Raw genomic sequence first — 20,528 nt, 5'->3', positions numbered from 1 at the left:
GGTTCTCGCAATGTGTGAGCGATAACATTTCCGTAACAGACCGCCTTCGCAGGTGTCCAAGCGGTCCCTCGCCGTGAACGATCTCACCTCATGACAGCAGATGACGAGCGCTTGCCGCTCGCTTGAGTCGCCTGTGATCGGTAACATCTGTCTTACAACGATGTAACGCGTGGAGGAGCGCATGCCCGACGGGAACCAGCCGAGCCCGAGCACGTCGGTCGAAACCGCCCGGAGCGACGCGATCGCGCGCACGCGTTCGGACGTCGCGAGGCTCCACTCCGAGCTCGTGCGCTACGGCCTGGTCGTCTGGACGGGCGGCAACGTGTCCGGTCGCGTGCCCGGGGCCGACCTCTTCGTCATCAAGCCCTCCGGCGTCTCGTACGACGAGCTGACCCCCGAGAACATGATCCTGTGCGACCTCGACGGCAACGTCGTCCCCGGGTCACCGGGAAGCGGACGCAGCCCGTCGAGCGACACCGCGGCCCACGCATACGTCTACAGGCATATGCCCGACGTCGGAGGCGTCGTGCACACGCACTCGACGTTCGCCACGGCGTGGGCTGCGCGGGGCGAGGAGATCCCGTGCGTCCTCACCGCGATGGCCGACGAGTTCGGAGGTCCGATCCCGGTCGGCCCCCTCGCGATCATCGGCGACGACTCGATCGGCCGCGGCATCGTCGAGACCCTCACGGGCCACCGCTCGCGCGCCGTGCTCATGCAGAACCACGGACCGTTCACGATCGGGGTCACGGCGAAGGACGCCGTGAAGGCCGCCGTCATGGTGGAGGACGTCGCCCGTACCGTCCACTACGCCCGTGAGGCCGGCTCGGTGATCCCGCTGCCGCCCGACATCGTCGACCGGCTCTACGACCGGTATCAGAACGTGTACGGCCAGAAGGAGGACGATCGCCGATGACGGGGACGGACGAGACGACGGATGCCGCGGCCCGCGCGATCCTCGAGGGGCGCACGTCCCTCGGCATCGAGCTCGGCTCGACGCGCATCAAGGCGTGCCTCGTCGGGGACGACCCTTCGCACGTGCTCGCCGTCGGCAGCCACGAGTGGGAGAACGACCTCGTCGACGGCCTGTGGACGTACCCGCTCGACGACGTCTGGTCGGGACTGCGCGCGGCGTACGCCGATCTCGTGGCCGATGTGCGACGCCGGTACGACGTCACCCCCGCGACCTTCGGCGCGATCGGCGTCTCCGCGATGATGCACGGCTATCTCGCGTTCGACGCGGACGGCGAGCTGCTCGTGCCGTTCCGCACGTGGCGCAACACGAACACCGGCGCGGCCGCCGAGGCGCTCACCGACCTCTTCGGCGTGAACATCCCGCTGCGGTGGTCGATCGCGCACCTCTACCAGGCGGTGCTCGACGAAGAGCCGCACGTGCCTCGCATCCGGTTCCTCACGACGCTGGCGGGCTACGTCCACTGGAAGCTGACGGGCGAGCGGGTGCTCGGGATCGGCGACGCGTCGGGGATGCTGCCGATCGACGCAGACACGGCCGACTACGACGCGGTCATGGTCGCGCAGTTCGACGCGCTCGCCTCGGCGAGCACGCTCGCCTCGCCCCTGCACGAGCTGCTGCCGCGAGTGCTCACCGCCGGAGAGCCCGCAGGGCAGCTCACGGCCGAGGGCGCCGCGCTGCTCGATCCGGCGGGGGCGCTGGGCGCCGGCATCCGATTCTGCCCTCCCGAAGGGGATGCCGGAACGGGAATGGTCGCGACCAACGCGGTCGCTCCGCGCACCGGCAATGTGAGCGCGGGCACGAGCATCTTCGCGATGGTGGTGCTCGAGCGGCCGCTGGAGCGCATCCACCACGAGCTCGACGTCGTCACGACGCCGGCCGGCGACCCCGTCGCAATGGTGCACTGCAACAACGGCGCGAGCGAGCTCGCCGCGTGGGCCCGTGTGTTCGGGCGGTTCGCGGCCGCGACGGGTCACGCGGTCGGCGACGACGCCGTCTTCGAGGCGCTGTTCCGCGAGGCGCTCGAGGGGGATGCCGACGCGGGCGGCGTGATCGCGTACAACCACGTCGCGGGCGAGCCGGTCGTCGGCCTCGACGAGGGGCGCCCGCTCGTCGTGCGCACGCCCGACAGCCGCCTCACCCTCGCGAACCTCATGCGCGCGCACCTGTACGGCGTGTTCGGCACGCTCGCACTCGGCATGCGCGTGCTCGAATCCGAGGGCGTCGCCCTCGACCGGATGCTCGCGCACGGCGGGATCTTCCGCACGGCGGGCGTCGCGCAGCGGTTCCTCGCCGCTGCGCTGCACGCGCCCGTCGCGCTCGCCCCGTCCGCGTCGGAGGGCGGCGCGTGGGGGATGGCCGTGCTCGCGGCGTACGCGCGCGCCGCGGGCGAGGGGTCGGGCGAGGCATCCGGTCTCGCCTCGTTCCTCGACGAGCGGGTGTTCGCGGGTGCGACCTTCGATACCGCCGCCCCCGACCCGGCCGACGTCGCCGGCTTCGCCTCGTACCTCGACGCGTACCGCGCGGGACTCGACGTCGAAGCCGCCGCCGTCCGCTCCCTGCCCGCCGCCGGGCACTGAAGACCGACTCGAAAGGACTCCACGGATGACGCTCTCGACTTCGCTCGACGGGTACGAAGTCTGGTTCGTCACGGGCAGCCAGACCCTCTACGGCGAGGAGACGCTGCGGCAGGTCGCCGACCAGTCCCGCCAGGTCGCGGACGGCTTCGCGGGACTGCCCGTCACGGTCGTGTGGAAGCCGGTCCTGACCGACCCGGACGGCATCCGCCGCCTCGCCCTCGACGCGAACGCGCGCGACGACGTGATCGGCGTGATCGCGTGGATGCACACGTTCAGCCCCGCGAAGATGTGGATCGCCGGACTCGAAGCGCTGCAGAAGCCGCTGCTGCACCTGCACACGCAGGCGAACGTCGAGCTGCCGTGGGCCGACATCGACTTCGACTTCATGAACCTCAACCAGGCGGCGCACGGCGACCGGGAGTTCGGCTACATCCAGACGCGCCTCGGCGTGGCGCGAAAGACGGTCGTGGGGCACGTCTCGAACCCCGACGTGCTGCGACAGGTAGAGGACTGGCAGCGGGCCGCCGCGGGATGGGCCGCTGCGCGCTCGCTCAAGCTCGCGCGGTTCGGCGACAACATGCGCTACGTCGCCGTCACCGAGGGCGACAAGACCGAGGCCGAGGTGCGGTTCGGCGTGCAGGTGAACACGTGGGGCGTCAACGAGCTCGCCGACGCGGTCGCCCAGGCGACGGATGCCGAGGTCGACGCGCTCGTCGACGAGTACATCGCCTCGTACGATGTCGTGCCGGAGCTGCTGCCCGGCGGCGAGCGTCACCGGTCGCTGCGCGACGGCGCGGCGATCGAGGTCGGCCTGCGCTCGTTCCTCGAGGGCGGCGGGTTCGGCGCCTTCACGACCTCCTTCGAGGATCTCGGAGCGCTCAAGCAGCTCCCAGGTCTCGCGGTGCAGCGGCTCATGGCCGAGGGGTACGGCTTCGGCGCCGAGGGCGACTGGAAGACAGCGATCCTCGTGCGGATCGCGAGCGTCATGGGGGCGGGGCTGCCGGGCGGCGCGTCGCTCATGGAGGACTACACGTACGACCTCGTCGCGGGTGACGAGAAGATCCTCGGAGCGCACATGCTCGAGGTGTCCCCGTCTCTCACGACGCAGAAGCCCCGGCTCGAGATCCACCCGCTCGGGATCGGCGGCAAGGAGGATCCGGTGCGCCTCGTGTTCACCGCCGACCCGGGACCTGCGCTCGTGGTCGCGATGAGCGACATGCGCGATCGCTTCCGGCTCACAGCCAACGTCGTCGAGAACATCGAGGCGCCCGACCTGCCGAAGCTCCCCGTCGGCCGTGCGGTGTGGAAGCCCGAGCCCGGCTTCGCAACGTCGGCCGCGTGCTGGCTCGCGGCGGGCGCTGCGCACCACACCGTCATGACGACCGCGGTCGGGATCGACGTGTTCCGCGATTTCGCCGACATCGCGAAGACCGAGCTGCTCGTGATCGATGACTCGACGACGGTCCGCGGATTCCAGCAGGAGCTGCGCTGGAACCAGGCGTACTACCGCCTCGCACAGGGCTTCTGACCCGAGCGGCCCGGGTCACCGGTCGCGGCGCGCGCCGTCGGACGGGACCACGGTGAAGCACCGCGGCGCCGAGAAACCGGATGCCGCGAACGCGTCGGTCACGGCATCCGTCACGCGCTCGGTGAGCTCGTGCGGCACGAGGGCGATCGCCGCGCCGCCGAAGCCCCCGCCCGTCATCCGGGCGCCGATCGCACCCGCGGCGACGGCGATCTCGACCGCGTTGTCGAGCTCGGGGATCGAGATCTCGAAGTCGTCGCGCATCGAGGCGTGGCTCGCGAGCAGCAAGTCCCCGATCGCGCCCGGGCCGTGACTGCGAAGTGTCTCGACGGTGTCGAGCACGCGCCGGTTCTCGGTCACCACGTGCCGCACGCGCCGGAAGGTGACGTCGTCGAGGAGCGCGGCGGCGCGCGGCAGGTCGTCCATCGCCAGGTCGCGCAACGCGGTCACGCCCATGATCGCGGCTCCGTGCTCGCACGCCGTGCGGCGCTCGCGGTAACCGCCCGTCGCATGGGCGTGGCTTACCTCGGTGTCGATGACGAGCACCTCGAGCCCCTCGTCGCGGAAGCCGAGGTCGACCACCTCGGCGTCGAGCGAACGGCAGTCGAGGAAGACGGCGGCGTCTGTGCGACCGAGCATCGCAGCAACCTGATCCATGATGCCGGTGGGCGCCCCGACGGCTTCGTTCTCAGCGAGGCGGCCGGACCGCGCGAGCGCGACACGGTCGAGGCCGAGCTCCCACAGGTCGTCGAGTGCCGCGGCCACGGCGCACTCGATCGCGGCCGACGACGAGAGCCCCGCTCCAACGGGGACGTCGGACGCGATCGCAAGGTCGACGCCGGGAGGGAGGTCGCCGTCACGGTCGGCCAGCAGCGCCCACGCGACGCCCAGCGGATAGCGCGCCCACTCGGGCACCGCCTCCCGGCGGTCGGGGAAGACGAGGTCGAGCTCGTCGATGCGGACTTCGACCGTCTCGGCCTCGAGCGTCGAGGCGACACGGATGCGGCGCTGCCCGCTGCGCGTCGCGGCGGCGTACGTGCGGCGGTCGATCGCGAACGGCAGCACGAAGCCGTCGTTGTAGTCGGTGTGCTCGCCGATGAGGTTCACGCGGCCCGGCGCCGACCACACCCCCTCCGGCTCGCCGCCCGCGGTCGCCGCGAACAGGCCGCGCGCGTCGCGCGCCGCTCGAGCGAGGGTCACAGGATCACTCCTTCAACGGCATCACGCAGGCGCTCGGCGGCCTCCTCGGGCGGGACCTCCGCGGTCCACGCCCACATCGCGGCCTCCGAGCCCGCGAGGTGCTTCAGCTTGTCGGCCGCGCGGCGCGGGCTCGTGAGCTCGAGCCGCAGGCGCACGACGTCGCGCGCCGTGCGCACGGGCGCCTGGTGCCACGCGGCGATGTACGGCGTGGGCGACTCGTACAGGGCGTCCACCCCCCGCAGCAGGCGCAGGTAGAGCGGCGCGAGCTCGTCGCGCTCGTCGTCCGTCAGCTCGGCGACGTCGGCGGCGTGCCGGTGCGGCAGGAGGTGCACTTCGAGCGGCCAGCGCGCGGCGAACGGCACGAACGCGGTCCAGTGCTCGCCGCGCAGGATCACTCGCTCCGACGCCCGTTCGAACGCGAGCACGCGCGCGAAGAGGTCGTGCCCTGCGCGGGCGATGCTGTCGAGCAGGCGCGACGTGCGCGGCGTGACGTACGGGTACGCGTAGATCTGACCGTGCGGATGCGGCAGCGTCACCCCGATCGCCTCGCCGCGGTTCTCGAACGGGAAGACCTGCTCGACGCCGGGCAGCGCGGACAGCGCCGCCGTGCGGTCGGCCCACGCCTCGATGACGGTGCGCGCGCGGGTGACGGTCTGCGTTCCGAACGACCCCTCGTGGTCGGGGCTGAAGCACACGACCTCGCAGCGTCCGACCGACGTGCGCGTGCGGCCGAGACCGAGCGTCGCGAGGTCGCCCCGGCCCGTGGGCGGGTCTGCCGCGGGCGGGGCTGCGTCGACCGGTTCGCGCAGCGCGGGGCCGAAGGCGGGGGAGCGGTTCTCGAACACGGCGACGTCGTACCGCGACGGCACCTCGGACGGGTTGCCGGGCGACTGCGGTGCGAGCGGATCCGCGTCGGCACCCGGGAGCATCACACGATGCCGACGCGCCGCCGCGACGGTGATCCAGTCGCCCGTGAGCACGTCCAGGCGCATCGTCGCGGTCTCGGGGCGGGCCCCGAGCGTGCGGGTGTCGACAGCCCGCTCGGGACCGAGCGTCGTGTCGGGGTCGTCGTAATAGAGCAGTTCCCGCCCGTCGGCGAGCCGAGTCGACCGGCGCACGACGCCGGCACCGAGCGTCACCGGCTCGGCGGTCGCGGTGCGCGGTCGAGGGGAGTCCACGTCGCCACGGTAGCCCGAGCACGCGGCATCCGTCGCCCGTTCGCCGATGCGTAGCCCGCCGGGCACCCGGAGTCAACCCCCGCGGCGGAATCCGTCGCGTGGGTGACGATCGATGCAGAAGGAGAGGTGGTGTCGAGTGGACAGGCTGGTGGTGCCGCACGAGGAACGCCGCTCGGACGCCTCGAACGGCGACGAGGGCGCCGAGCAGGCGATCGCGCTCGATGACGAAGGCCTCCTCGACGAGGCCGACCTCTTCGAAGAGGCTGCGCTCCGCGACTGGATGACGCGCTACAGCGCGACCTGAGCGGAGATCCATGAACGGCCGGGGGGCCGCTCGGCGCGGGACGGCGACTCGCCGCGCGCCGAGAGGGACCGCGGCTGCGATCACGATGCTGGTCGCGGCCGCGGTTCTGTCGGGCTGCGGCACCCGCATCCCCGCCGATCCGGACGGCACGCTCGACCGCGTCACGCACGGCACGCTTCGCGTCGGCGCCTCACCCAGCGGGACGCTCGTCGTCGTGGACGACGGCCGGGTGCGGGGTCCGCTCGTCGAACTGATCGAGGGCTTCGCGGCGGAGCGCGATGCGAACCTCGAGTGGACGGTCGACAGTGAGGAGGACCTCGTCGATGACCTCGAGGGCGGCCGGCTCGATCTCGCGATCGGCGGCATGACCGACAAGACGCCCTGGGCGGACCGGGTGTCGGTCACGCGCGGCTATCCCGACGTACCGGGGTCGGGCGACGCATCCGTCGTCGTGCTCCTGCCGATGGGTGAGAACGCGCTGCAGGCCGCGCTCGAGACGTATCTCGACGAGGAGCTCTCGCGGTGAAGACCATCGGGCGCACCGACCTTCCTCCCGAGCAGCAGCAGGCACTGCGGTCGGCGATCCGGTGGGAGTGGTTCACGATCGCCTACACCATCGTGACGATCGTGCTCATCGCGCTCGTGCTGGGCGGGTCGCAGGCCATGCGGACGGCGTGGATCGAGGACATCCTGTCGCTGCTGCCACAGATCTCGTTCCTCGTGGCGCTCCTGTTCATCCGGCATCGGCCGACCGGCGCGTTCCCGTACGGCCTGCACCGCGCGATGGGCATCGGGCATCTCGTGGCGGGAGTCGCACTGCTGGCAGTGGGCGGCAGCCTCGCCTTCGAGGCGATCTCCTTGCTCCTCCGCGCGGAGCATCCGGCGATCGGGACCGTGCACGTGTTCGGCCAGACCGTGTGGCTGGGGTGGTTCATGGTCGCGGTCATGGCGGTCACCGCGATCGGCCCGTTCTTCTACGGCCACGCGAAGTCGAAGCTCGCCCCCAAGCTGCACAACAAGGTGCTCTACGCCGACGCCGACATGGCGAAGGCGGACTGGACGACGACCCTCGCCTCGATCGTGGGGGTGCTCGGCGTCGGCGTCGGGTGGTGGTGGCTCGACGGCGTCGCCGCACTGTTCATCTCGCTCGGAATCATGTGGGACGGCTGGCGCAACTCGCGCGGCGCGGTGCTCGACCTCATCGACCAGCGCGCTCGGACGCACGACGACAAGAGCGTGCATCCGCTCGCGGGCGAGGTGCTCGACCTGCTCGCGGCGCTCCCGTGGGTCGAGGACGCGTCGGTCCGCATGCGCGACATGGGCCAGGTGTTCCACATCGAGGCGTTCGTCGTCCCTCGACGGGGGAAGGTCTCGGTCGAGCGTCTCGAGGACGCGCACGAGCGGATCGTCCGGCTGGACTGGAAGGTGCAGGACGTGCAGGTCATCCCCGTCCGGGAGCTGCCCGACGAGGCCGAGATATGACGGATGCCGCCGCCACCCGCCGTGCGCCGGCCGTAGCGCCTACGCCATCACGACCACCGCGCGCCCGGTGATCTCGCCGCGCGAGAGCGCCTGGTACGCGGCATCCGCGTCATCGAGGTCGTACCGTCGCGTGACGAGGTCGACCGTGTCGAACCCACCCTTGTCGGCGAGGTCGACGACGGCGGGGAGGTCCTCGCGCGTGCGGGCCCCGAACGAGCCCGTGATCGTGTAGCCGCGGCGCACGAGCGGCGTGATCTCGACCTCGGCCGCGGCGTTGCCCGCACCGATGCCGATCGCGACCATGCGACCGCCGTCGGCGAGGGTGCGCACGGCCTGCGCGAACGTCGCCGGATGCCCGAGCGCCTCGAACGCGACGTCGACCCCGCGGCCGCCGGTGAGCTCGCGGACGGCAGTGGCGGCATCCGTGTCTCTCGAGTTCACGACGTGCGTCGCGCCGAGGCGCCGAGCGGCCTCGAGCTTCTCGTCGGAGACGTCGACCGCGATGATCGGGTCGGCGCCGGCGGCGCGGGCGACCTGCACCACACCGCTGCCGACTCCGCCGACCGCCACCACGGCGACCGACTCGCCGCGCTCGACATGCCCCGCGCGGTGCACCGCGCCGTAGGCGGTGAAGGCGGCGCACCCGAGCACGGCGGCGGTCACGGGGTCGAGCCCCTCGGGCAGGCGAGTGAGCGCCGACAGCGGAACGACCGAGTACTCGGCGAGCCCGCCCATCGAGTACATCGCGAGGAACGAGCCGTCCGGCAGCGAGAGGCGGCTCTCGCCGTCGTAGAGCGTTCCGCGCAGGCGGTTCTGTCCGAAGAAGTTCGCGCACAGGTCGTCGCGTCCGCGGCGGCACGCGTCGCACTCGGTGCACGGCATGATGAACGCGCCCACGACCTCGTCGCCGACCTCGAGCGCGGCATCCGTCGTGCCGTCGCCGATCTCGACGATCGTGCCGCTGATCTCGTGGCCGAGCACCGCGGGACGCGGGAAGGCGACCTCGCTCTTGATGACGTGCAGGTCGGTGTGGCACACGCCGCACGCACGCACCTTCACGAGCGCCTCACCGCGCCGCGGCCGGGGCACCGGGATCTCGACCACCTCCAGCGTCGGGCGGTCGTCGCGCAGGACGGCGGCCTTCATCGTGCGGGGAAGCGTCTCGGGAAGCGCGGGCGAGGCGGGCTGGGTCATCGGCGACTCCTCTGTCGGATGTTCCTCGGGGCTGCGGTCCAGGATGCGTGTGGCGGCAGCGGTCGGCAACCGGTCGTGTCGCTCGATGGAAAGCGCGGTCGGCGGGCGGTCAGCGGGGTCCGGGGCGCACCGTGAGGTCGCTGATCACGGCATCGCGCGGCAGGTCGAGCGCGGTGAGCACCGCGGTCGCGACGGACTCCGGATCGATGAACGCGCTCGCGTCGTATTCGCGCCCTTCCTGCTCGTGGACGCGCTCCTGCATGGGAGTCGCGGTGCGACCGGGGTACACGGTCGTGACACGGATGCCGCGCGGCCCCTCCTCGCCGCGCAAGGCGTCTGCGAGCGCCTTGAGCCCGTGCTTCGACGCGGCGTACGCCGACCACTCGGGGTGCGCCGACAGCCCCGCACCCGAGTTCACGAGGATGACCTGCCCCTTCGCGGCACGCAGCGCCGGCAGCAGAAGGCGCGTGAGTTCGGCGGGAGCGACGAGGTTCACTGCGAGCTGCTCGGTCCATGTCTGGACAGACAGCTCGGCGACCGTGCCGAGATCGACGATGCCCGCCGCGTGGATGACCGAGTCGATGCGATCGGGAAGGTTCGCGTCGGCGACGGCGGCGGCGAGCGATTCCGGATGCCGCAGATCGGCCGCGATCGTGACGGCGCCCTCGAGCCGCCCGGCGAGCTCCGCCGCCCGGTCGGCGTCGCGCGCGACGAGGACGAGCCGATCGCCGCGGCCTGCGAGGCGGCGGGCGATCGCCTCGCCGATCCCCGAGCCGGCGCCGGTGAGCACGTGGGTCCGAGTCATCCTGCCATCCTCCCTCATGTCGCCGTGTTGCATCGTGTGTCGTCATATGGAGCCGGGCCCTCACCGAGCGGGTGACCATGACGACATGGCCCCGCTCATCTCCCCCGCTGAGCTCGACACGCTGCTGCGCCGCGATCCCCACGTGCGCCTCCTCGACGTCCGCTGGCGTCTCGACGAACCGGAAGGCCGGCCCGCCTACCTCGACGGGCACCTCCCCGGTGCGGTCTACGTCGACCTCGAGCACGAGCTCGCCCTTCGCGGCGATCCGCGTGAGGGGAGGCATCCGCTGCCCCCGCGCGGTCAGCTCGAACAGGCCGCACGGCGCTGGGGCCTGCGGGCGGGCGACCACGTCGTGGTGTACGACGACCTCCACGCCGTCGCCGCCGCGCGAGCGTGGTGGTTGCTGACCCGATCGGGCGTGCCGTCCGTCCGCGTGCTCGACGGCGGCCTGCGCGCGTGGATCGCCGAGGGACTGCCCCTCCAGACCGGAGACGTGCAGCCGCGGAGGGGGACGATCCAGCTCGACGAGCTCGACGAGGCTGCGGTCGCCGCCATCGACGACGTGGAGGACTGGCCGTGGCGCGGCACGCTCCTCGACGTGCGGGCGCCCGAGCGCTACCGCGGCGACACGGAGCCGATCGACCCGGTGGGCGGCCACATCCCCGGCGCCGTGAACCTGCCGACGACGGTGCACGTGCACGGCGGGAGGTTCCGCTCGCCCGACGAGCTGCGGGCGGCGTTCGCATCCGTCGGGGCGACCGAGGGAGTGCCGGTCGCGGCGTACTGCGGGTCGGGGATCGCCGCGACGCACACCGCGCTCGCGGGCGCCGTCGCGGGCATCGACGTGACTGTGTACCCGGGCTCGTGGAGCCAATGGTCGAACACGCGCGGGCGGCTCGTCGCCGTCGGACGCACGCCCGCCGCGGAGGTGGTGCCGTCATGACCGAGCCGCTCATCGTCGGCGCGATGGTGCGCACGCTCGGCGCGTATCCGTCGGGCTGGCGGCACCCCGGCGCGCACGCCGACCCGCAGGCGGATGCCCCGATCCTCCGCCGCATCGCGCGACTCGGCGAGGACGCCGGGCTCGACTACCTCTTCTTCGGCGACTGGCTCGCGACCGGTCCCGACCTCGAGTTCCGCGACCCGTACCTGCTTGCGCGCATCGACCCCGTGAGCGCGGTGCTCTACCTCGCGGGGATCACCGAGCGCATCGGACTGATCGCGACCGTCAACACGACCTATGCGGATCCGTATGCCACGGCCCGCGCGACCGCGTCGCTCGACCTGCTCACGGGTGGACGCGCCGGCGTCAACCTCGTGACGGGAGCGGAGCCGCGCGCGGCGGCGAACCACGGTCGCGACGCGCACGCCGACAACGCGACCCGCTACGACCGCGCCGAGGAGTTCGTGCGCGCCCTGCGCCTCCTGTGGGAGTCGTGGGACGAGGACGCGTGGATCGCCGACCGCCTCACCGGCACGCTCATCGACGAGAACGGGCTGCGCGGGCCCGGGTTCCGCGGCGAGCATGTGCGGGTCGAAGGCCCGCTCAACGTCGCGCGGCCGCCGCAGGTGCATCCGCCGATCGTTCACGCGGGCACGTCCGATCGCTCGCGGGCGCTCGCCGCCACCGAGGCGGACCTCGCGCTCATCGCGTCGCCCGATCTGCACTCCGCGCGTGAGACGCGTGCGGTGCTGCGGGCGGCCGCGTCCGCGGCGGGCCGCTCGCCCGACGACATCAAGGTGATAGCGCCGGTCCTTCCGGTCGTCGCAGAGACGGATGCCGCGGCCCACGCGATCGTGGATCGACTGCTGCTGCTCGTGCCGATCGACGACGGCGAGTCGCCGCACGTCGAGCGGCCCGGCTTCCCCGCCAACCGCTCGCTCGCGGCCTTCCTCGACGCGGCCGAGCTCGCGCCCGACGACCCTTCACGCGGGGCGGGTGTCGATGAGCCGGTGGACGCCGTCGCCGCGGCGCGCTTCGGCGAGGCCGCTGCGCGCACGCTTGCGCTCGTCGAGCAGCGGACGGGTCGCCGGGTCGGGGGAGAGGTCCCCGTGACGTGGCGGCACCTCATCGCGGCGCATGCCGTTCCGGCTGCGTTCGTCGTAGGAGATGCGTCGACCGTCGCGGATCACTTCGAGCGCTGGAGCGACGAGCGCGCGGCGGACGGGTTCAACGTACTGTCGGCCTTCCAGCCGGATCAGTTCGAGGCGTTCACCGTGCTCGCAGTGCCCGAGTTGCGGCGGCGGGGGCTGCTCGGTCGTCAGGGCGACACGCTGCGGGAGCGGCTCGGGTTGGCTGGCCCGCGGCCGGCTCATGCGCCGGTCGAGCGATCCGCTTCCTCCGTCGGTCCCTGAGCGAGGCCGCTCCACCGACGTACGCTTCGTCGCGCAGCGCTCGCTCAGCGTCCGGGGATGGGTCACCCGTTCCCCGCGATTCGCGTGAGCGGAGCGGGGTGCCCCTTCGGGGGGCTGGCATCGGGTTCGGCGGGAGCCGACCGAAGGACGGCGGGGGAATGTCCCCGCCGAAGGGGCACCCCGCGCAGCGGCCCCACGGAGCATCCGACGACGCTTCGACTCGCTCAGCGACCGGGTCCGAGCGACCCGGGCGCGGCATCCGCATTACCGCATATGACCACGTGTGACCGCCTCTTTCGAGCGGTGACGGGCCGTGTCGTCACACTCGGCAACGCCCATCGGGAGGTGCGTAGCGTGGCGCCAGCCTTCCCCTTCCATCCCCGATTCCAGGAGACCCGACATGTCCCGTCCCGCTATTCGCGCCGTCGCTGCACTCGCCGCGGTCGCCACCGCGGCCACCCTCGCGTCGTGCGCGTCGAGCAGCGCTCCGAGCGGCTCGGGTGCGCCCGCCGGCGACCCGGTCACCGGCGGCACCCTGACCTACCTCGAGCACCAGACCTTCACGAACCTGTACCCGCCTCAGGCCGGGTTCTACCCGAACGGCGGCGTCGTGAACAACATCACGGCGCGCCTGACGTGGCAGAACCCCGAGACGCTCGAGATCGAGCCGTGGATCGCGACCGAGTGGACGGTGAACGAGGACGCGACCGAATACACGTTCGACCTGCGCGGCGAGGCGACGTTCTCGGACGGCACGCCGATCGACGCGGCGGCCGTCGCGAAGAACTTCGACACCTACGGGCTGGGGAACCCGGGCCTCGGGCTGACGGTCTCCGAGGCGATCAACAACTACGAGTCGAGCCAGGTCGTCGACGAGGACACGGTGACGTTCCGCTTCTCGGCGCCGGCGCCCGGCTTCCTGCAGGCGACGTCGACCATCAACTCGGGGCTGCTGTCGCCCGAAACGCTCGACCTGTCGCTGGAGGAGTTCGGCGCAGGCAACGCGACGGAGATCGTCGGCTCGGGGCCGTTCGTGATCACCGACGAGAGGCTCGGCACCGAGCTCACGTTCGAGGCGCGCGAGGACTACGACTGGGCGCCGCCGAGCTTCGAGCACCAGGGTCGTGCGTACCTCGACGGGATCCACCTGATCGTGGCGCCCGAGGACTCCGTGCGAATCGGATCGCTCCTCGCGGGCCAGGCGGACTACATCCGGTATGTGCAGGCGTTCGACGAGGCGCGCGTCGAGTCGGCGGGCTTCGAGTTGCACGCGCCGCAGACGCGCGGCGTCAACAACTCGATCGGCCTGCGCTTCACGAACCCGCTGCTGAGCGACGTGCGCGTGCGGCAGGCGATCGTCGCGGGCGTCGACGCACAGGAGGTCGTGGACACGATCTTCACCGCGAACTACCCGAAGGCGACGTCGGCGCTGAGCTCGACGGCGCTGGGCTACAAGGACGAATCGTCGTTCTACGAGTACGACCCCGAGAGGGCGCAGGAGCTCCTCGACGAGGCGGGCTGGGAGGCGGGCTCCGACGGCATCCGCGAGAAGGACGGGCAGCGCCTGTCGCTCACGGTCTACGAGGCGAAGCCGCAGCCGCTGTCGAAGCAGACGCTCGAGCTGGTCGCTCAGCAGCTGAAGAAGATCGGCGTCGAGCTGAACGTGAAGTCGGCGGATGCCGGCACCTACGCCGAGGACATCAAGGACCCCGTCAAGACCCCGCTCTACCACTCGATGGTCGGCCGCGCGGACTTCGACGTCATCAAGAGCCAGTTCCACACGGAGAATCGCAACACGCTCCTGTCGGACGACGCGGAGCTCGACCGGCTGCTCGAGGTCGTGGCCTCCGAGCCCGACCCCGCCAAGCGCGTCGAGTCCTCGCAGGCGGTGCAGGACTACCTCGCCGAGCAGGCGTACGTGATCCCGCTGTTCGAGGAGCCGCAGGTGTACGGCACGGCACCGTACGTGCACGGCGTCGAGTACGAGTCGGTCGGCCGGCCGCTGTTCTACGACGTGTGGCTCGACAAGTAGGTCGCAGGGGCTGAGCCGATGCGCTACGCGTTGAGACGGGCCGGGCAGGCCGCGATCGTCCTGATCGCGGCCTACACGGTCACCTTCCTGCTGCTCCAGCTGCTGCCGGGGGACGCGATCCTCATCCGCTACGACAACCCCGAGCTGGGGCTCTCGGCGGAGCAGATCCAGCAGATCCGGATCAACTACGGCGTCGACACCCCGTGGTGGCAGCAGTACCTCACGACGCTCGCGGGCTACCTGCGCGGCGAGTTCGGGTACTCGACGCAGTACGGCACGGGAGTGCTCGAGCTGATCGGCGAGGCGCTGCCCTCGACGGTCGCGCTCGCGGGCATCGGGTTCCTCGTCGCGGTGATCCTCGCGGTCGCGATCGCGTTCCTGTCGACCCTGTCGCCGTTCGGGTGGCTGCGCCGCGGACTGCAGGCGATCCCGGGGGTTTTCGTCTCGATCCCGGTGTTCTGGCTCGGCATCCTGCTCATCCAGGTGTTCTCGTTCGGACTCGGGTGGGTGCCCATCGTCGGCGCCGACCCCGTCGTCGGCCTGATCCTGCCGGTGCTCACGCTCGCGGTGCCGATCTCCGCACCGCTCGCGCAGATCCTCATCCGCTCGGTCGACGAGGTGCGGCTGCAGCCGTTCGTGACGGTCGTCCGCGCGAAGGGCGCGTCCGAGTCGCGCGTGCTGTTCACGTCGGTCGCCCGCAACGCGATCCTCCCGACGCTCACGATCGCAGGCGTGCTGTTCGGCGAGCTCGTCGGCGGCGCGGTCGTGACCGAGACTGTGTTCGGCCGACCCGGGATCGGGCGCGTCACCGAGCAGGCGGTCGCGAACCAGGACATCCCGGTGCTGCAGGGCATCGTCGTGCTGGCGGCGTTCACGTTCATCGTCGTGAACCTGGCGGTCGACCTGCTGTACCCCGTGCTCGACCCGCGACTGCGCTCCGGCTCGCGCCGCGCGAACGCCGGCACGGCAGTGCCCGAGTCCACCCCGACGCCGGTGGAGGCATCCGCATGACCGCTCCCGTCCTTCCCCCCGAGATCGACGCTGTCCGGTCTGCGGCGCGCGACGAGGCATCCGGCGTTCTCACCGACCCGATCGAGACGGATGCCACAGCCGAGCCCGGCCGCCCGAGCCGGCGCTCGTCGATTGCGCGCCTGTTCGCCCGAGAGCGTCGCCCCTCGTGGACGCTCGTGCTCGCTGTCGCGGTCGTCGTGATCGCCGTGCTGTGGGCGCTCGTCCCGTGGGCGTTCACCGGGTACGACCCGATCGACGGCGTGCCGGCCGAGAAGCTGCAGCCGCCGAGCCTCGAGCACTGGTTCGGCACGGATGCGATCGGCCGCGACCTCTACGCGGGCGTCGTCTACGGTGCGGTGCACTCGCTGTCGGGGGCGCTCATCGCGGTGACGGTGGGCCTCGCGGCGGGCACGCTCATCGGAGTCGTCGCCGGGTCGGTGGGCGGCATCGTCGACGACATCCTCATGCGGATCGTCGACGTGCTGCTGTCGATCCCCGGGCTGCTGCTCATGCTGTCGGTGATCATCCTGCTCGGCTTCGGCACGGTGAACGCCGCGATCGCGGTGGGCGTCGTGAGCGTCGCGTCGTTCGCGAGGCTGTCGCGCTCCGAGGTCGTGCGCGTGCGGCGCAGCGACTACGTCGAGGCCGCGTTCGGCAGCGGGGGCACGTTCATCTCGGTGCTGCGCCGGCACGTGCTGCCGAACTCGCTCACGGCGGTGATCGGCCTCGCGGCGCTGCAGTTCGGCACGGCGATCCTCGCGATCTCGACCCTCGGCTTCCTCGGCTACGGCGCACCGCCGCCGACGCCCGAGTGGGGGCTGCTCATCGCCGAGGGCCGCAACTACGTGGCGACCGCGTGGTGGCTCACGACGCTCCCCGGTCTCGTCGTGCTCGTCGTCGTGCTGAGCGCGAACCGCATCAGCCAGTCGCTCGGAAGGAGCTCGCGATGACGGTGCTCAGCATCGAAGGGCTGCGCGTCTCGTATGCAACCAGCGCCGGCCGCCGGGAGGTCGTCCACGGCGTGGGGTTCGACGTCGCCGAGGGCGAGGTCCTCGCGCTCGTGGGCGAGTCCGGGTCGGGCAAGTCCACGACCGCGCACGCGCTCATCGGACTGCTGCCCGAGGGCGGCCGGGTCGACGGCGGTGCCGTGCAACTCGGCGGGGTCGACATCGCCGGATGGTCGTCGCGGCGCCTGCGCTCGGTGCGCGGCGTGAGCGTCGGGCTCGTGCCCCAGGACCCCGTGGCGTCGCTCGACCCGGTGCGTCCGATCGGCGTGCAGGTCGGCGAGATCCTCCGTGTGCACGGCGAGCGCGACTCGCGCGTCGTGAGGGCGCGCGTGCTCGAGCTGCTCGAGCGCGTCGGGCTCGACGACCCGGCGCTGCGGGCTAGGCAGTACCCGCACGAGCTGTCGGGCGGCATGCGGCAGCGCGTGCTCATCGCGACGGCGATCGCCCTGCGGCCGCGGCTCATCATCGCGGACGAGCCCACGAGCGCACTCGACGCGACCGTGCAGCGCCGCGTCCTGGACCTCATCGACGACCTGCGCCGCGAAGAGGGGACGTCGGTGCTGCTCGTGACGCACGACCTCGGCGTCGCCGCCGACCGCGCGCAGCGGATCGTCGTGCTCAAGGACGGCCGCGTCGTCGAGGAAGGCCCGGCGGACGAGATCCTCGCGGGTCCGCGTGACGTGTACACAGGGCAGCTCCTCGCCGACGCGCCCGCGCTCGCAACGGGATTCCGGCGCCCGCCCGCACCGCTCTTCCTGCGCGACGCGTCCGCTGCGGCGGCCGAGAACCCGTACGCGATCACGGCGACCGGCCTCGTGAAGGAGTTCGCCGTGCGCGGGCGCGAGCCGTTCCGCGCCGTAGACGACGTGTCGTTCCGCGTGCGCCGCGGCACGACGCACGCGCTCGTGGGCGAGTCGGGCTCAGGGAAGACGACGACCGCGCGGCTCATCACGCGGTTCCTGCATCCGGATGCCGGCACCATCGACCTCGACGGCACCGACGTCGCCGGGCTGTCGCGCTCCGAGGTGCGGGAACTGCGCCGTCGCATCCAGCTCGTGTACCAGAACCCCTTCTCGTCGCTCGATCCGCGCCAGAGCATCGCGCAGATCGTGGCGGAGCCGCTGCACAACTTCCGAGAGGGATGCCGCGCCGACCGCGCCGCGCGCGCCGGCGAGCTCATCGACCGCGTCGCGCTGCCCCGCGATGTGCTCGACCGCACGCCGCGGGAGCTCTCGGGAGGGCAGCGCCAGCGCGTCGCGATCGCGCGGGCGCTCGCGATCCGCCCCGACGTCGTCGTGCTCGACGAGGCGGTCTCGGCGCTCGACGTCACGGTGCAGGCGCGCATCCTCGAGCTGCTCGAGTCCCTGCAGCAGGAGCTCGGCCTCACGTACCTGTTCATCTCACACGATCTCGCGGTCGTCCGTCGCATCAGCCACACGGTGTCGGTCATGCGCCGCGGCCGTGTCGTCGAGCAGGGCGCGACCGAGGACCTCTTCGCGAACCCCACCCATGACTACACGCGCGAGCTGCTCGCAGCCGTGCCCGGACGAACGGAGGTCGCGGCTTGACCACCGCCCCCACTCTCGTCTTCTTCACGAGGCTCCTCGACGACGCGCCGCCCGCCGAGCGCTATCGCCTCGCGACCGACCAGATCCGCCACGCGGAGCGCTTCGGCATCCAGCGCGCGTGGGTCGCGCAGCACCACTTCCGCGCGGCGGAGGGCGGGCTGCCGTCGCCGTTCGTCTTCCTCGCCCACGCGGCGGCGGCCACGAGCGAGATCCGGCTCGGGACCGGCGTCGTGACGCTGCCGCTCGAAGACCCGGTGCGGGTCGCCGAGGACGCGGTCGTCGCGGACCTCCTGTCGGGCGGCCGCATCGACCTCGGTCTCGGCAGCGGCGGCACGCCGTCGTCGTTCACGCCTTTCGGCCTCCACGTCTCGGAGAAGGCGGCGGTGTACGACGAGAAGCTGCGCACGCTGCTGGCCGCGCTCGAGGGAGACGACATCGGCGGCGGCAACACGCTGTACCCGGGTGCCGGAACCCTGGGTGCCCGCATGTGGCAGGCCACCTTCTCGGCAGCGGGCGGCACCCGCGCCGGGGTCCACGGCCACGGCCTGCTCCTCTCCCGCACGCAGCCGCGCCCCGCCGACGACCTGCACGCGTCGCTCGCCGCGATCCAGCAGCCCATCGTCGACGCGTACCTCGAAGCGCTCCCGCCGGGCGCCGCGCCCCGCGTCACCGCTTCGCGCACGGTGTTCGTCGCCGACGACCGCGCCGACGCGCTGCGCTTCGCCGAGGTCGGCCTGCGCCGCGCGGCCGAGGGCTTCCGACGGGCGGGCCAGACGATCCCGGGCGACTCGCTCGACGAGCTGATCGTCGCGCTCGACACGCACCTCGGCACGCCTGACGAGGTCGTCGCCTCGCTCGGGACTGACGGGACGCTCGAACGCGCGACGGAGATCGCGTTCCAGGTGCACTCGGTCGACGCCCCGCACGACTTCGTCCTGCGCTCGATCGAGCTGTTCGCGACCGAGGTCGCCCCGAAGCTCGGCTGGGCGACGAGCGACAGCAGCCTGGCATCCGCCCTCGAAGGATCTCTCGGAAAGGAGACCGCATGACCACTCCCACCGTCGACGTCGTCGACACCCTCACGGGCGCGGCGCCCGACGGCGTCGTCGCCGCCGTCCGCAGCATCCGCCCCGTCACGCGCGAACAGCTGCAGGCCAGCTACGACGCCCTCTTCGATCCCGTCGACGACGCCGAGTTCAGCCTGACCGAGCGCCTGCTCGTCGCGGCGTTCGCGACGGGACTGACCGGGGCGGATGCCACGGCCGACCTTTACGCCGAGCGCGCCGCGGATGCCGACGCCGGTGCGGCATCCGTCATCGCCTCGCTGGTCGCTGAGGCGGGCACGGCCGGTCCGTTCGGGCGGTACCGGGAGGAGGGGCTCGTCGGCGAGAGCGCCGACGGCCGGCGGTTCTCGGTGGCCGAGGGTGCGCGCACCCAGCTCGGCGACCGGCTCGCGGCGGCGCTCGAGCACACGCACCTGCTCGTCTACCGGCCGCGCGAGGCGGCGGATGCCGCGCTCCAGCGCCTGCTCGACGCGGGATGGACCGTGTCGGGCATCGTCACCCTGTCGCAGCTGGTCGCGTTCCTCGCGTTCCAGCAGCGCGTCGTCGCGGGACTCCGCGTGCTCGAGGAGGTGGGCGCATGAGCGAGACCGTCGCCACCCAGGTCCAGACGTTCACGTACGACGAGCCGCATCCGCACGCGTTCACTCGCGGCGAGGTCGGCTGGCTGCCGTGGCTGGAGCCGCTGCCCGTCGATGAGCTCACCGACCGGCACTACGACGGACTCGTCGATCGAGCGCGCGCGTCGAGCGACTACTTCCGGCTGCTCGCGCGCGACCCCGAGATCCTGCGGGCGCGCACGCTCGTCGACAAGGACATCTTCTACAACACCGCCCAGGGCCTCCCGCGGGCCGAGCGCGAGCTCGCGGCCGCGGCGGCGTCGCGCGTCAACGGCTGCGTCTTCTGCGCATCCGTGCACGCCCGCTTCGCCGCGCACTTCTCGAAGAGCCCCGAATTCGTCGACGCGCTCCTCGCGGACGGCGTGAAGGCTGACCTCGGTGAGCGCTGGGACGCGATCACGGATGCCGCGGCCGCCCTCACGGCGACGCCGATCGCCTTCGGGCCGGCTCACGTCACGCGCTTGCGCGCAACCGGGCTCGACGAGCTCGAGATCGCCGATGTCATCCACGGGGCGGCGTTCTTCAACTGGGCGAACCGGCTCATGCTGTCGCTCGGACGGCCCGTCGCACCGCCCGACCAGGCCTGACAGCGAACGATCACGTCCGGGGCGGCACCGGCCCGCCGTCCCGGGC

Annotated in this window: 19 protein-coding genes; 15 read left to right on the top strand and 4 right to left on the bottom strand. The window is 72.0% G+C overall.

Features of this window, described 5'->3' with window-relative positions; all coding sequences use genetic code 11:
• The first annotated feature begins 181 nt into the window (after positions 1-181).
• From BJ991_RS17445 to araA, 3 genes are read left to right on the top strand one after another with little or no spacing between them, the layout of a single operon-like run.
• A complete protein-coding gene (locus BJ991_RS17445; protein WP_179492101.1) occupies positions 182-916 on the top strand; it encodes an L-ribulose-5-phosphate 4-epimerase in 735 nt (244 codons plus the stop codon).
• A complete protein-coding gene (locus BJ991_RS17440) occupies positions 913-2,553 on the top strand; it encodes a xylulokinase (protein WP_179492099.1) in 1,641 nt (546 codons plus the stop codon). Before BJ991_RS17445 ends, BJ991_RS17440 begins: the two co-directional genes overlap by 4 nt.
• Before the next feature lie 25 nt (positions 2,554-2,578).
• Positions 2,579-4,081: an L-arabinose isomerase gene (araA, locus tag BJ991_RS17435; protein ID WP_179492097.1), complete on the top strand. Its 1,503-nt coding sequence runs from the start codon at positions 2,579-2,581 to the stop codon at positions 4,079-4,081.
• Positions 4,082-4,096: 15 nt separating this feature from the next.
• On the opposite strand, the gene galK is transcribed toward araA, so the two are convergent.
• Positions 4,097-5,278, bottom strand: a complete 1,182-nt coding sequence (gene galK, locus BJ991_RS17430) for a galactokinase (RefSeq protein WP_179492095.1) — start codon at positions 5,276-5,278, stop codon at positions 4,097-4,099.
• Positions 5,275-6,456: a galactose-1-phosphate uridylyltransferase gene (gene galT / locus BJ991_RS17425; protein WP_179492093.1), complete on the bottom strand. Its 1,182-nt coding sequence runs from the start codon at positions 6,454-6,456 to the stop codon at positions 5,275-5,277. Before galT ends, galK begins: the two co-directional genes overlap by 4 nt.
• A 136-nt stretch (positions 6,457-6,592) precedes the next feature.
• Here galT and BJ991_RS17420 point away from each other — a divergent pair, with 136 nt between their 5' ends.
• The 3 genes from BJ991_RS17420 (at position 6,593) to BJ991_RS17410 (ending at position 8,242) form a co-directional block, all read left to right on the top strand.
• Positions 6,593-6,760, top strand: coding sequence for a hypothetical protein (locus BJ991_RS17420; protein WP_179492091.1), 168 nt, complete (start codon positions 6,593-6,595; stop codon positions 6,758-6,760).
• A gap of 85 nt (positions 6,761-6,845) precedes the next feature.
• The gene (locus tag BJ991_RS17415; protein WP_179492089.1) at positions 6,846-7,286 is read left to right on the top strand and encodes a transglycosylase SLT domain-containing protein; all 441 of its coding nucleotides are present in this window, start codon (positions 6,846-6,848) and stop codon (positions 7,284-7,286) included.
• On the top strand, positions 7,283-8,242 hold the full coding sequence (locus BJ991_RS17410; RefSeq protein WP_179492088.1) for a cation efflux transmembrane domain-containing protein: 960 nt from the start codon (positions 7,283-7,285) through the stop codon (positions 8,240-8,242). The genes BJ991_RS17415 and BJ991_RS17410 overlap by 4 nt, the downstream gene beginning before the upstream one ends.
• Positions 8,243-8,281: 39 nt before the next feature.
• Here BJ991_RS17410 and BJ991_RS17405 read toward each other — a convergent pair whose 3' ends face one another.
• Together BJ991_RS17405 and BJ991_RS17400 are read right to left on the bottom strand one after the other, a co-directional pair.
• A complete protein-coding gene (locus tag BJ991_RS17405) occupies positions 8,282-9,436 on the bottom strand; it encodes a zinc-binding dehydrogenase (RefSeq protein WP_179492087.1) in 1,155 nt (384 codons plus the stop codon).
• Positions 9,437-9,545: 109 nt separating this feature from the next.
• Entirely contained in the window at positions 9,546-10,241 is a 696-nt protein-coding gene (locus tag BJ991_RS17400; protein WP_179492086.1) for an SDR family oxidoreductase, read from the bottom strand.
• A gap of 85 nt (positions 10,242-10,326) precedes the next feature.
• On the opposite strand from BJ991_RS17400, the gene BJ991_RS17395 reads away from it, so the two are divergent.
• The 9 genes from BJ991_RS17395 to BJ991_RS17355 all read left to right on the top strand — a co-directional run bounded on the left by BJ991_RS17395 (position 10,327) and on the right by BJ991_RS17355 (position 20,482).
• Positions 10,327-11,184, top strand: coding sequence for a sulfurtransferase (locus BJ991_RS17395; protein WP_179492085.1), 858 nt, complete (start codon positions 10,327-10,329; stop codon positions 11,182-11,184).
• Positions 11,181-12,596 carry an NtaA/DmoA family FMN-dependent monooxygenase gene (locus tag BJ991_RS17390; RefSeq protein ID WP_179492084.1) on the top strand — a complete coding sequence of 472 codons (1,416 nt, stop codon included), beginning with the start codon at positions 11,181-11,183 and terminating at the stop codon, positions 12,594-12,596. Before BJ991_RS17395 ends, BJ991_RS17390 begins: the two co-directional genes overlap by 4 nt.
• A 400-nt stretch (positions 12,597-12,996) precedes the next feature.
• Complete coding sequence (locus BJ991_RS17385; protein ID WP_179492078.1) at positions 12,997-14,628, top strand: TIGR04028 family ABC transporter substrate-binding protein; 1,632 nt, start codon at positions 12,997-12,999, stop codon at positions 14,626-14,628.
• A gap of 18 nt (positions 14,629-14,646) precedes the next feature.
• The gene (locus tag BJ991_RS17380; protein ID WP_179492061.1) at positions 14,647-15,639 is read left to right on the top strand and encodes an ABC transporter permease; all 993 of its coding nucleotides are present in this window, start codon (positions 14,647-14,649) and stop codon (positions 15,637-15,639) included.
• Positions 15,636-16,589 carry an ABC transporter permease gene (locus BJ991_RS17375; RefSeq protein ID WP_179492059.1) on the top strand — a complete coding sequence of 318 codons (954 nt, stop codon included), beginning with the start codon at positions 15,636-15,638 and terminating at the stop codon, positions 16,587-16,589. Before BJ991_RS17380 ends, BJ991_RS17375 begins: the two co-directional genes overlap by 4 nt.
• On the top strand, positions 16,586-18,214 hold the full coding sequence (locus tag BJ991_RS17370) for a dipeptide ABC transporter ATP-binding protein (RefSeq protein ID WP_179492057.1): 1,629 nt from the start codon (positions 16,586-16,588) through the stop codon (positions 18,212-18,214). Before BJ991_RS17375 ends, BJ991_RS17370 begins: the two co-directional genes overlap by 4 nt.
• Entirely contained in the window at positions 18,211-19,263 is a 1,053-nt protein-coding gene (locus BJ991_RS17365; RefSeq protein ID WP_179492055.1) for a putative FMN-dependent luciferase-like monooxygenase, read from the top strand. The genes BJ991_RS17370 and BJ991_RS17365 overlap by 4 nt, the downstream gene beginning before the upstream one ends.
• Positions 19,260-19,859 (top strand): CMD domain protein, encoded by a 600-nt coding sequence (locus BJ991_RS17360; RefSeq protein WP_179492053.1) that lies wholly within the window; start codon positions 19,260-19,262, stop codon positions 19,857-19,859. Before BJ991_RS17365 ends, BJ991_RS17360 begins: the two co-directional genes overlap by 4 nt.
• Positions 19,856-20,482, top strand: a complete 627-nt coding sequence (locus BJ991_RS17355) for an alkylhydroperoxidase domain protein (protein WP_179492051.1) — start codon at positions 19,856-19,858, stop codon at positions 20,480-20,482. The genes BJ991_RS17360 and BJ991_RS17355 overlap by 4 nt, the downstream gene beginning before the upstream one ends.
• Positions 20,483-20,528 lie beyond the last annotated feature (46 nt).

The sequence above is a fragment of the Microbacterium immunditiarum genome (assembly GCF_013409785.1).
GTDB classification, from domain to species: Bacteria; Actinomycetota; Actinomycetes; order Actinomycetales; family Microbacteriaceae; genus Microbacterium; species Microbacterium immunditiarum.
Note: the sequence above shows the minus strand (reverse complement) of the source record. Positions and strands in the feature narration are given on the sequence as shown.